At 62.9% G+C, this 12,383-nt stretch carries 11 protein-coding genes; 4 read left to right on the forward strand and 7 right to left on the reverse strand.

Going from position 1 to position 12,383, the window contains the following annotated elements; all coding sequences use genetic code 11:
* Positions 1–44: 44 nt before the first annotated feature.
* Positions 45–1,238, reverse strand: coding sequence for a UbiH/UbiF family hydroxylase (locus AAC077_RS00755; protein WP_339765929.1), 1,194 nt, complete (start codon positions 1,236–1,238; stop codon positions 45–47).
* 48 nt (positions 1,239–1,286) lie between these two features.
* Positions 1,287–1,934 (reverse strand): pyrimidine 5'-nucleotidase, encoded by a 648-nt coding sequence (locus AAC077_RS00760; protein WP_339765931.1) that lies wholly within the window; start codon positions 1,932–1,934, stop codon positions 1,287–1,289.
* A gap of 108 nt (positions 1,935–2,042) precedes the next feature.
* On the opposite strand from AAC077_RS00760, the gene AAC077_RS00765 reads away from it, so the two are divergent.
* Both AAC077_RS00765 and AAC077_RS00770 read left to right on the forward strand, forming a co-directional pair.
* Entirely contained in the window at positions 2,043–2,687 is a 645-nt protein-coding gene (locus AAC077_RS00765; protein ID WP_339765933.1) for a GntR family transcriptional regulator, read from the forward strand.
* Between the two features lie 190 nt (positions 2,688–2,877).
* Positions 2,878–3,885, forward strand: a complete 1,008-nt coding sequence (locus AAC077_RS00770) for a hypothetical protein (protein ID WP_339765935.1) — start codon at positions 2,878–2,880, stop codon at positions 3,883–3,885.
* Here the strand turns inward: AAC077_RS00770 and AAC077_RS00775 are convergent.
* Both AAC077_RS00775 and carA read right to left on the reverse strand, forming a co-directional pair.
* Positions 3,882–5,759, reverse strand: a complete 1,878-nt coding sequence (locus AAC077_RS00775) for a glycosyltransferase family 2 protein (RefSeq protein ID WP_339765937.1) — start codon at positions 5,757–5,759, stop codon at positions 3,882–3,884. The two genes, AAC077_RS00770 and AAC077_RS00775, sit on opposite strands and share 4 nt — an antisense overlap.
* A 126-nt stretch (positions 5,760–5,885) precedes the next feature.
* Positions 5,886–7,046 (reverse strand): glutamine-hydrolyzing carbamoyl-phosphate synthase small subunit, encoded by a 1,161-nt coding sequence (carA, locus tag AAC077_RS00780; protein ID WP_339765939.1) that lies wholly within the window; start codon positions 7,044–7,046, stop codon positions 5,886–5,888.
* 197 nt (positions 7,047–7,243) lie between these two features.
* Between carA and AAC077_RS00785 the strand changes: the two genes are divergently transcribed.
* Positions 7,244–7,705: a GatB/YqeY domain-containing protein gene (locus AAC077_RS00785; protein WP_339765941.1), complete on the forward strand. Its 462-nt coding sequence runs from the start codon at positions 7,244–7,246 to the stop codon at positions 7,703–7,705.
* A 107-nt stretch (positions 7,706–7,812) separates the two neighbouring features.
* On the opposite strand, the gene AAC077_RS00790 is transcribed toward AAC077_RS00785, so the two are convergent.
* Entirely contained in the window at positions 7,813–8,295 is a 483-nt protein-coding gene (locus AAC077_RS00790) for a DUF2244 domain-containing protein (protein ID WP_339767907.1), read from the reverse strand.
* Between the two features lie 254 nt (positions 8,296–8,549).
* Positions 8,550–10,217 carry a cytochrome c oxidase subunit I gene (ctaD, locus tag AAC077_RS00795; RefSeq protein ID WP_339765943.1) on the reverse strand — a complete coding sequence of 556 codons (1,668 nt, stop codon included), beginning with the start codon at positions 10,215–10,217 and terminating at the stop codon, positions 8,550–8,552.
* 251 nt (positions 10,218–10,468) lie between these two features.
* On the opposite strand from ctaD, the gene AAC077_RS00800 reads away from it, so the two are divergent.
* Positions 10,469–11,728, forward strand: coding sequence for an MFS transporter (locus AAC077_RS00800; RefSeq protein WP_339765945.1), 1,260 nt, complete (start codon positions 10,469–10,471; stop codon positions 11,726–11,728).
* Here the strand turns inward: AAC077_RS00800 and lipB are convergent.
* Entirely contained in the window at positions 11,725–12,381 is a 657-nt protein-coding gene (gene lipB, locus AAC077_RS00805) for a lipoyl(octanoyl) transferase LipB (RefSeq protein ID WP_339765947.1), read from the reverse strand. The two genes, AAC077_RS00800 and lipB, sit on opposite strands and share 4 nt — an antisense overlap.
* Positions 12,382–12,383 lie beyond the last annotated feature (2 nt).

Genomic DNA, 12,383 nt, shown 5'->3' on the forward strand with positions numbered 1-12,383 from the left:
CGCGTTAAGTGATGACCGTTACATTATGTTTTCCGAGACGTGCTTTAACGCACCCCAAGGCCCATCTGCATCAGCGTCTTGCGCACCGGTGCCAGCGCATAAAGCGCATTCAACCCCGCCGCCCGCGCGTCCCGCAGCGCGGGCGTGCTGACCTGCGATGCGCGGTTCAGCGCGTCAATCCCAGCCACCCGCACGCGCATGTCGCGGATGCGCGCGTCGTGATAGGCATCTAGCATCTGCGCATCGCCCAGATGTTCGTGCCGCGCCAGCGCCAGCTCCAACAGGGTGGACAGGTCCGACAGGCTCATGTTCAACCCCTGCGCGCCGATGGGCGGCACCACATGGGCGGCTTCGGCCATCAGGGCAATGCGCTGACCGCTCAGCCGCTCGGCCTGTTGGCTGATGATCGGCCAGATGGTGCGGTTCGACGCCAGTGTCAGCGGGCCAAACAGGTGGCAACTGCGCGTGGACATCTCGGCCTCGAACTCGCTCACGTCCAGCGCCATGCGCGCAACCGTCGCGGGGCCATCGTCCATCCACACCACGGCCGAGCAGGGCAGCCCCTCGTGATCGGGCAATGGCACCAGCGTGAACGGCCCGCCCGTGCGGTGCACTTCGGTTGACACGTTGTCATGTGGGATCGGATGGGTCACCGCAAAAGCCAGCGCCTTTTGTCCGTAGCGCGTTGTTTTCACGTCAATCCCCGCCGCCTGCCGCATGGGCGAGTTGCGCCCGTCGGCGGCAATCACCAGCTTGGCGCGCAACTGTGTGCCATCGCTCAGTTTGACCCGTGCCTCGGCGGTGCGGGTCAGCAGACCGGCGGTACCGGTGCCGGGGCGGAAATCGACATTGGGCAATGCCTCCAGCCGCGCCACCATCTCGCGCCGCAGCCGCCAGTTGGGCAGGTTCCAGCCAAAGGGCAGGTCGGAAATATCCGCCGCACGGAAATCACGGGTCAGACGCGGAACGCCTTCCGCGCCACCCGCATCGACGATGCGCATGATCTTCAGCGGCGCGGCATGGGGTTCCAACTGCTCCCAAAGGCCCGCAGTCTTCAGCACCTCGCGGGCCGGTTGCAACATGGCCGTGGTGCGCATGTCGGCGCCAGCCGCCTCGCGTTCGGTGATGGGCGGGGCCGGATCGACGCAGATCACGTCAAAGCCGGCAGTGCCAAAGGCCGCCGCCGCAGTCAGCCCGGCCACACCGCCGCCGGAAATCAGGATATCGGTTTCAATCATGATGCAACTCTAGAGCGGGACGCAGCAGAGGAAAGGCGGCAAAGCGTCCTATCCCACCAGCCGCGCCAGAAATCCCGACAGGTCGTCGGTGTGGTGGTGGATGTGATCGGCGGGCGCGGCCAGATCGGCCACATGCACGGTGCGCATCCCCATCGCATGGGGCGCGGCCAGATTGCGGGTGTCATCCTCGAACATCGCGGCGACCTCGGGGCGCAGCCCGTCGGTGGCGAAAATGGTCTCGAAGGCGGCGCGGTCGGGCTTGGGCAGGAAATTGGCGTGCTCGACCCCATAGATCGCATCGAAACACCCCGCCAGCCCACGCGCGGCCAGCACCCGCTCGGCGTAGGGGCCGCAACCGTTGGTGTAAACGATCCGCCGTCCGGGCAGGGCACGCAAGCGCGCGGCCAACATGTCATCCGCCGTCAAATGCGACAGGTCGATGTCGTGCACATCCGTCAGGTACGGCGCCGGATCAACACCATGTTCGCGCATCAGCCCCGCCAGCGTGGTCCCGTGGGTGCGCCAGTAATGCAGGCGCAGGCGGTCCGCCTCGGTCCGGTCCACGCCAAGCGCGTCCATCACATAGGCAGTCATGCGCACCTCGATCTGGTCGAACAGGCGCGCCGAGGGGTGATAGAGCGTGTTGTCGAGGTCAAAGACCCAGGACGTCACATGAGAGAAATCAGATGCTGGCATACCCCCCGTGGTAGGCCCGCACGCGACGCTGTGCAAGCGCCAAGGCTTGCGCACCCGCACCCCGCGCCCTTAGGGTGCGCGCAAGACTGCCCAAGGCCGGAGCGCGTGATGAAACCAGTGAACACCGACGCCTATTCGATGATCCTCGAAGCCATCGACATCGGGCAATACCGCCCTGGCGACCGGCTGGTGGAAAGCGAGCTGGCCGACCGGTTCGGCATGTCGCGCACACCGATCCGCGAGGCTTTGCAGCGGCTCGAGACGCAATCGCTGCTGGCGCGTGACGGGCGCAGCCTGATCGTGGCGTCGCTGGATCACAACCAGATGGCCGAGCTTTACGTGGTGCGCGGCGAACTGGAAGGGCTGGCCGCAAACCTGGCCGCCCGCCATGCCACCGCCGAAGAGGTGCGCGTGCTGCGCGAGATGGTCGCGGCGGACAACAAGCTGTTGAACGATCCCGCCGCCATGGCCCGCGCCAACCGGCGGTTTCACAAGCAAATCCACCTGGCCTCGCACAACCGCTATCTGGTGCAGCAACTGGATCTGGTGCACCGCAGCATGGCGCTGATGGCCACCACGACACTGGCCGCCGAGGGGCGCGCCGAGATTGCGCAACAGGAACACGACGCCATTGTGCGTGCGATCGAGGCGGGCGATGGTGCCGCAGCCGGGACGGCGCTGCGCGAACATATCTCGGTGGCGTTCATGACACGGCTGAAGCTGGATGCCGCACGGCGCGAGGAAGAGGGCTGAAGTGAACTTTCCCCTCGCTGGCACGCAGTTGCGAAAACACGCGTGCGTATTGGGCCATCCTGAAACGTTCAAGACAATCACCGAAGACCAAAAGGCAGTTCTGCTGGCCTTGCCCGCGCAACGCCCGATTTTGCCCACATTCGCGGGATAGCAATCCGGTCGAACAGATTGAGCCCCAAGGAGCCAGGCTATGGCACGTCTTTTGCTGAGCATCGCGTGGATCGCCCTGTTTCCCCTGACATTATGGGCGCAGGTGCAGGGGGAAGACGATCCACGCTATCAAAAGCTGCGGACAGAGTGGCTGGCGGGCGCGGATGATCTGGCCACGCTGCGTGACATGGCTGCTTTGGCGAACGAGGGCAATGTCGCGGCACAGGTGACGCTTGGCATGATTGAATTTGCGTTTCCGACGCATTTCTACCTCACTAACAGGCTTTCCCCCGATTCACGCAAGGCGATTTTCCGCAAGCCGAACGGTCGGTTCGGTGTCCCTTGGATCTGGGTCGCGGCTCCCAACAGTCCCTTGGCAGCGTTGCTGATGCACTACAAGGACACGGATTATGCGGCCCATTCCGCTGCGCTGGCGGATGCGGGCGTGATCGATCGTGCGATTGCCTACGCGAATATGCCAATGAACCTTGGCGATACACTGTCTACTATGCGCGCATTGGGCCATCCGGCCTTGCTGCCCTATACTGGACCTGCGCTATTTCCCTTTATGCAGGCATTTGAGGCGGGTGTACGTGGGACCAATTATGAGCACCTTGCCAATGGAATCTCGGACCTGAGGCAATCGCTGCCTGCGCTGGACAGCGGAGATCAGATTTTGGTGGCGCCGTTCTTTTCGTCCAAAGGGGCAGTGTCATGGGAAGAGTCAGAGGACGCATGGCGCGCACGCGGTGCGGACCTGTTGCAGCATCCAAAGCTGGCCCCGATGGCCGCGGTGGTGCGTGCGGCATGTCCGCAGAATGCCGACGACGTCATGGGGGTATTGTTTCACTTGCGGGGCAGTCAGCAGGCTCGGCTGGATCTGATCAGCCCGCTTGCGCCCCTGGTTTCGACCGAAGACTGGCTTGCATCCGCCCGCTTCAAGGGGGATCTTTTGCGCGTCTGGTCCCCGACGTCATCCAAGTTCAAGGATCTGGAACAGCGCGCGCCTTGCTATGCCAAGGCCGTTGTCGAAGCCTATCAACCCTAAACATCCTCGGTCGCCTCGGCGTAACCATGCTGGGTCTTGTCCCAGAAGAACGGCTGCGCGATCATCTCGTGCAAGGCTTTGTAGGCCGCCAGCGCCCCCAGTGGGAAATAGAACGGCATCGTCGGCACCCACGGCAGCAGATGCCGGTGCGCACGCCCCGACACGGCGGCAAGGCCAAGGATCAGGCTCAGCGCCTCGGCGCAGATGAACAGCACCGTCATCACCCAGACCGCGCCTGACCCCAGCGTCATCTGCACCGGATGCGGCACGCCCAGCGGGATCAGCCAGAACGACCACAGGAAAGGGGCTGCGGCAAACTGTGAAAACGTCGCCAGAAAGATCACTTGCAGGCCCATCACCCGTTTCCACCCCAGTTCGCGCAGCAACTGGCGCGGATGGCGCATGTGGACGAAATAGGTGATCATGAACCCCTTCAGCCAGCGCGACCGCTGCCGCACCCAGCGCCACGGGCGGCAGTTGGCCTCTTCGTGGGTGACGGTGGGCAACAGCTCCGTGCGATAGCCGTGGCGCGCCAGCCGCACGCCCAGATCGGCGTCTTCGGTGACGTTATGCGCGTCCCATCCGCCCAGCTTTTCCAGAATATCACGGCGGAAAAACAGCGTCGTGCCGCCCAGCGGGATCACCAGCCCCAACCGCGCGATACCGGGCAGGATCAGCCGCCACCACGTCGCATATTCGATGGTGAAACAGCGTGACATCCAGTTGGTGCGCGGGTTGTAATAGTCCAGCACCCCCTGCAAACAGGCGACATCGGCGGGCGCGCTTTGAAACCGCAGCACCACCTTTTCGATCTGGTCCGGTTCGGGCGCGTCCTCGGCATCCCAAACCCCGATGATCGACCCCTTGCAGAAATCCAGCGCATAGTTCAGCGCGCGCGGCTTGGTGGTCAGGCAATCGGCATCGGGCACCTCGATCACGCTGATCCACGGCGGCAGATCGGTGCGTGCGATGGTGTCGCGGGTGACGGTGTCGCTGGCTTCCAGCACCAGAACCACCTCAAGCAGGGACTTGGGATAGGTCAGCCGCTCCATCCGCTTGATCAGCGCATTGGCGATTTCCTTTTCGTGCAGCAAGGGCACCATGACCGACACGCGCGGCAACCGGAAACCGGACGGCACCGGCGGGGCAGAGGACAGATGGTCCTGCAAGGCGCCGACGATCTGCGCGCCAAAGGCTGCGGCTTTCATCAAGGTCGTCATCATCAATGTCAGCACCGCCCACAGGCAGGCCACGGTCACCGTCCAGGCGGGCGACAGGATCATGCAGGTGGTCAGGGCAAAGCCGGCCGACCACAGCCACAGCGCATTGCTGCGCGTTCCCCAGTTGCGGCAGCTTTCGACACTGGCCACACGGGTGATCGCCTTGTGTGCCAGATCGGCGCTGTAAAGCCGGTTGATATGCCTGCGAATGGCACCGGGGCTGGCGATCACAGGCAGCATCATTGGGCCATAGGGCCCCATGCATTGCCGTAGATGGTCGAACAGATCGGGCCGCGCGGTGGCCACCAGCAGGGTTTTGCCCAGCCAGATCCATGGCACCACCTGATGCTGCAAACACAAGGATGACGGCAGCGCACGCGCAATCTTGCGGCGCGGTGGTGCTGCGTCCAGATCAACAAGCTGGGCGTTGTGCTGCCGCGCCAGCGCAGCCAGCAGGTCGTCGGGATGGACCGCGCCCTCGGCGACCAGAATGTCACCCAACTGCGCATCTACCCGCCGTTGCAGCCCCAGCGCGTTCAGCAATTCGGTTTGCGTGATCAGGCCCAAATCGACCAACTGCCGGCCCAAAGGGACGGATTGTCCCGGATCGGACACCCCTTCGGGATCGACAAATCGCAGCCGTGGATCGCTCATTCAAGGCCCCTGCGCAGATGGCAAAGCCTAGCTTGGGCAGAACACGGTTAATGACGTGTTAAGGCAAAGGGGCGACGTTAACGGAATCACCCCGTTTCCACAAATTAACTCAGATGAAGGATCGCCTTAGCTTGCGCGGGCGGCCATGGCTTCGGCGAAACGCTCGAACAGGTAAAAGCTGTCTTGCGGGCCGGGGCTGGCTTCGGGGTGGTGTTGCACGGAATAGACCGGGCGGCCCTCCATGCGGATGCCACAGTTGGACCCGTCAAACAGCGATGTGTGGGTTTCCACAACGCCCTTCGGCAGGCTTTGCCCGTCAACCGCAAAGCCGTGGTTCATCGACGTGATCTCGACCTTGCCGGTTTCGTGGTCCTTGACCGGGTGGTTCGCCCCGTGGTGGCCGTGGTTCATTTTCACGGTCTGCCCGCCCAATGCCAGCGCCAGCATCTGGTGGCCCAGACAAATCCCGAACACGGGCAGGTCGGTCTGGTCCAGAATGCCCTTGATCATCGGGACGGCATAAACGCCGGTGGCCGCCGGATCGCCGGGGCCGTTGGACAGGAACACGCCATCGGGATTGTGCGACAGAACCTCTTCGGTGGTGGCACTTGCAGGCAGCACAGTCACGTCACAGCCCGCCGAGGCCAGGCAGCGCAGGATGTTGCGCTTTGCGCCGTAGTCCACCGCGACGACCTTGTACTTGGGGTCGGTCTGCGGCTTGTAGCCCTCGGGCCACGCCCACCGCATTTCGTTCCAGCGATAGGATTGCGCACAGGTCACATCCTTGGCCAGATCAACGCCCTCAAGCCCCGCGAACGCACGCGCGTCGGCCACCAGCTTGGCCGTGTCGAACTTGCCATCGGGGCTGTGGGCCAGCGTCACATGCGGCGCACCGGCCTGACGGATGGCGCGGGTCAGCCGACGGGTGTCGACGCCGCCAATTGCGATGCGCCCGCGCGCGGCCAGCCAATCGCCCAACGTACCGACACTGCGCCAGCTCGAGGGATCGGTCGGCATCCATTTCACCACCATGCCCGCCGCCACCGGATCGGCGGTTTCGTCGTCTTCGGGCGTGATGCCGGTGTTGCCGATGTGCGGGAAGGTAAAGGTGACGATCTGCCCGGCATAGGACGGGTCGGTCATGATTTCCTGATAGCCCGTCATCGCCGTGTTAAAGCACAATTCTGCCTGTGTCTGGCCGGTGGCGCCAAATCCCACCCCGTAGAATAATGTGCCATCAGCAAGGGCAAGACAGGCGGTCGGGTGCGTGGGAGCGTGCGCGGACATGGGCGGCCTCATGTGTACAGGGATGCGGGCAAAGTCGCGCGAAACTAGTCATTGCGACAGGCAGGGTCAAGGGCGCGGGGTAATTTACGAAATCTTTATATATCAGTTACTTGGCAAGGATCGCAATGGTTGCGGCTTGGCTGGGGTTTCGGTATTGTCGCAATCTTATCATCAACCCATGGGGATGGGACACACATATGGATATGCGAACCCGGATTTCGACTGCTTTGAAGCAGGCGATGAAGGAAAAAGCCACCGACCGGCTTTCGACGCTGCGTCTGATCAATGCCGCCTTCAAGGACAAGGATATTGATGCACGCGCCGCTGGGGCCGAAGACGGTGTAGACGACGCGGCCTTGCTGGCGATTCTAAGCCGCATGGTCAAACAGCGACAGGAAAGCGCGCGCGCCTACGAAGAGGGCGGGCGTCTGGACCTGGCCGAGCGGGAACGCTCCGAAGTCGAGATTATCGAGGAATTCCTGCCGCAACAGCTAAGCGAAGAGAAAAGCGCCGCAGCCGTCGATGCCGCCGTGGCCGAAGTGGGCGCCGACAGCATCCGCGACATGGGCAAGGTGATGGCCGTGCTCAAGGCCAAGTACACCGGCCAGATGGACTTTGGTGTCGTGGGGCCAATGGTCAAGGACCGCCTGAGCACCTGACCCAACTGCGCCGTTTCCGGCGCTTTCCCAAAAACGACTTGTCGCCCTGACCGGGGCGGCGCCGCCGCAGCTTTTGCTGCGGTGTTTTTGCGTGTTCAAGTCTTGGTCTAGCGGCGCAGGGCGCGGTTCAGTTCATCATATAGTGAAATGCGTTCGTCCTCGGACAGGAACGCGCCAATCTCGACCTCGCGGCCCATGCCCTTGAGCGTGACATAGTGGGGCACCGGGCCGTCGGTTTCGTATTTGGTGACCTTGGTCCAGTAGCGGTTGCAGTGCCATTCCTGCGTGCCGCCCTTGGCATCGGTGCGGACCAGTTGCGCGGAATTGCCGGACAGGGACAACACTTCGCTGATCTGGCGCGCGCGATAATTGTGCTGCAACGCGAAATACAGCCCCCAGACCGCCAGCAGCGTAAACGGCAACAACCCCCACAACAGCGGTGTGCCCAACAGCGGCATGGTCGGGATCAGCAACAGCGTGAACGTCGCCAGCACAAAGGCCGCCATCCCGCGCGCAGGCAGGGACTGGTGCGGCCACAGGTGCAGCAGTTGGGTCGGGGCGTCTGGTTCGGTTGTCCAGCGGTATGGCATGGTCGGGCTGCTTTGCGGCGTCGGTTGGGACAGGGTGCGGGTACAAGATAGCATCGCGGTTTGATGCTGCAATGCAACATGCTGATTTGCCATCGGCAAAGGGGCGCTGCCCCTCGGCCTTGCGGCCTCACCCCGGAGTTTTCTGGCAAGATGAAGACCGGGCAGGCAGCAGACATGGAATGACATCGGGCATAGAAAAAGGGCCCCGACCGCCGTCGGAGCCCTTTGTTTTGGGGCTGAAGGGGAGGCAGTGCCTAGTGGCGCTGGTGGTCCCATTCTTCCTGCTTGGGCAGGGTTTCGAACGTGTGCTCGGGCGGCGGGCTGGGCAGTGTCCATTCCAGCGTGTCCGCATATTCGTTCCACGGGTTGTTCTCGGTGACCCGCGCGCCTTTCAGCAGCGAATAGATCACGATGCCGAAGAAGAACACGAAGGACGCGAAGGACAGGAAGGCACCCAGGCTGGACACATAGTTCCATGTCGAGAACGCTTCGGGATAGTCGATGTAGCGACGTGGCATGCCCTGACGGCCCAGGAAGTGCTGCGGGAAGAAGGTGATGTTCGCACCGATGAACATCATCCAGAAGTGCAGCTTGCCCGCCCATTCAGGGTACATGCGGCCGGTCATTTTGGGGAAGTAGAAGTAGATCCCCGCAAAGATGGTGAACACGGCGCCCAAGCTCATCACGTAGTGGAAGTGCGCCACAACGTAGTAAGTGTCGTGATAGGCACGGTCGACGGCGGCTTGGCTCAGGACGATGCCGGTGACGCCACCCACGGTGAACAGCACCAGGAAGCCAAAGGCCCAAAGCATCGGTGTCTTGAACTCGATCGAGCCGCTCCACATGGTGGCGATCCACGAGAACACCTTGACCCCTGTCGGGACCGCGATGACCATCGTCGCCAGCATAAAGTAGGACTGCTGGTTCAGCGACATACCGACCGTGTACATGTGGTGCGCCCACACAACAAAGCCCAGCACGCCAATGGCGATCAACGCCCAGACCATCGGCAGGTAGCCAAAGACCGGCTTGCGCGAGAAGGTGGCGATGACGTGGCTGATCAGACCAAAGCCCGGCAAGATCACGATGTACACTTCAGGGTGACCGAAGAACCACAGGATGTGCTGGTACAGGATCGGGTCGCCGCCGCCCGCAGGGTCAAAGAAGGTGAAGCCAAAGTTGCGGTCCATCAGCAGCATGGTGATCGCGCCCGCCAGAACCGGCAGGGACAGCAGGATCAGCCAGCTTGTGACAAAGATCGACCACGAGAACAGCGGCACCTTGAACAGGGTCATGCCGGGGGCACGCATGTTCAGGAAGGTGGTGATCATGTTGATCGCACCCAGGATCGACGAGGCACCCGACACGTGAACCGCGAAAATCGCAAGGTCCATGGCCATCCCGCCTTCGCGCACCGACAGCGGCGGATACAGAACCCAGCCCACACCGGCACCGTGCTGGCCGCCCTCGGACGGGGCCAGAACCGAGCAGACAGCCAGTGTTGTCCCGGCGACATACATCCAGAACGACAGGTTGTTCATCCGCGGGAACGCCATATCCGGCGCGCCGATCTGCAACGGCATGAAATAGTTGCCAAACCCGCCGAACAGGGCGGGAATCACCACAAAGAACATCATCAGGATGCCGTGGCCGGTGATCAGCACGTTCCAAAGGTGTCCGTTGGGGGTACATACGTCGGACGACGCGATCAGACGCGCCCCTTCCTGACACATGTATTGAACACCGGGGTTCATCAGCTCAAGGCGCATGTAAACGGTAAATGCAACCGAGATGAAACCGGCCAGTGCCGATACGATAAGGTACAGAATACCGATATCTTTGTGGTTTGTGGACATGAACCAGCGGGTAAAGAACCCGCGTTCGTCGTGATGATCGTGCCCGTGAATGGCTGCGTCTGCCATGCGGTGCCTCCTGCTGAGATGACTGCGGGCACGCCAAGAGCGACGGTGACCCGGATATGGAGCGGTTCTAGTGTGTTGGGCCGCGTGCATCAATGCATGATCTTGCCGCAGGTGGGGAATTATTGTCGCGGTCGGGCCTGTGAGGTGCAAAAATTTTTGTATTTCGTGCAAAAGGTCTATTTTCCGTTGGGATCGCGCAACACGGGAGAGCCTTCGTGGCCTTGAACTTGCAAAGACGCCTGTATGGCAGTTTGACAGAGGATGACGCGCAGGCCGATGCGGGCCAGATCCGCGCCTTTGCCACGCATTTCACCGCGCTGACCGCGTCAAAACTGGCGGGCGGGCTGGTGGACCCAAAGCTGGTGTTGTCCTCGGTGCTGGTCGCCTTGGGCGCGCCGGGCGGATTGGTCGGGGCGCTGGTGCCTGTGCGCGAGGCGGGGGCGCTGCTGCCGCAACTGGCGCTGGCCGCGTGGATCGACCGCAGCCGTCAGCGCAAATGGTTCTGGGCCGCAGGCGCCGCAGGGCAGGGGATTGCCGCCCTTGGCATGGCGGCGGCGGCGTTGACGCTGGACGGTGCGGCGGCGGGTTGGGCGATACTGGGCTGTCTTGCGTTCCTGGCGGTGTGCCGGTCGGCGGGATCGGCCAGTTACAAGGACGTTCTGTCGCGCACGCTGGACAAGGGCACGCGCGGGACGGTGTCGGGGCTGGCGGGCACCATTGGCGCGGTGGGGGTTCTGATCTTTGCGCTTTTGCTCAGCTTTGGGATCATTCCGGGCACCCCTGCGGCGATTGCCGGTGTGATCGCGGTGGCCGGGGCGCTGTTGATCGTGGCGGGTTTGATTTTCACGCTTCTGCAAGAGCCGGACGCCGATATTGATGATGCGGCCCAAGGGCTTGGCGGGCTGCGCGCCATCTTTGCGCCGCTGCGCAAGGACGCGCAATTGCGGCAATATATCCTGACGCGCACGTTGCTGATCTCGACCGCCCTTGCGCCGCCATTTGTCGTAATGCTGTCGGCGGGGGATGGCGAAAGCGTCAATCTAGGGCATTTGGGGTTGCTGGTGCTGGCCTCGTCAGCGGCGGCGATTGTGTCGTCTTATGTCTGGGGCCGCCTGTCAGACCGGTCGTCGCGGCGCACGTTGATGTTTGCCGGAATGGCCGCTGCGGCCGTGCTGGCACTGGCGGCGCTGATCGGTACGCTGACGGGGGGATTGGGCGGACCATATGGTGCGGCGGGCTTCGTCTTTGCCGCCAAGATCGCTTACGAGGGGGCGCGGGCAGGGCGCAAGACTCATCTGGCGGATATGGATGCCCATGACCAACGGGCCATCTATACCGCGCTTAGCAATTCGATTCTGGGGGTGATGCTGTTGCTGGGCGGGGGATTCGGGCTGTTGGCCGATCTGGTCGGACCTGCCTTGGTGCTGGGCGTCTTTGCCGCGATGGCAGCGGGCGGCGCGTTGCTGGCTGCGGGGCTGGACGAGGTGCAGGCAGACGCGCAGTCAGGTTAGGGGTGCGCCTCGAACACCCGCGCGAAGCTGCGGCGCAGGGCCACGTCCACGTCGTCCATCGTCACCGGCAGGCCCAGATCCACCAGCGACGTGACTCCGTGTTCGGTGATGCCGCAAGGCACGATGCCGCTGAAATGTTCAAGATTCGGTTCAACATTGATGCTGATGCCGTGAAAGCTGATCCACTTGCGCAAGCGGATGCCAATCGCAGCGATCTTGTCTTCGGCAGGCGTGCCATCGGGTTGCTGCGGCTTTTCGGGCCGTTGCACCCAGACACCGACGCGGCCATCGCGGATCTCGCCCTTGACGTTGAAACTGTCCAGCGTGTCGATCACCCAAGCCTCAAGGTCACGCACGAAACACCGCACATCGCGCCCGCGCTTGCCCACGTCCAACAGGGTATAGGCCACGCGCTGGCCCGGTCCGTGATAGGTATATTGCCCGCCGCGCTTGGTCGGATAGACCGGAAAGCGGTCGGGGTCGGTCAGATCGGCCACCTTGGCCGACGTGCCCGCAGTATAAAGTGCCGGATGTTCCAGCAACCATATGCATTCATCCGCCGTGCCCGCCGCGATCCGGGCGGCGCGGTCTTCCATCCACGCCTCGGCGGTGCGGTAATCGGTCAGGCCGGGGGAGGTGATCCATTCGACCATCG

This window comes from uncultured Pseudosulfitobacter sp. (assembly GCF_963976325.1).
In the GTDB taxonomy this organism is placed as follows: Bacteria; Pseudomonadota; Alphaproteobacteria; order Rhodobacterales; family Rhodobacteraceae; genus Pseudosulfitobacter.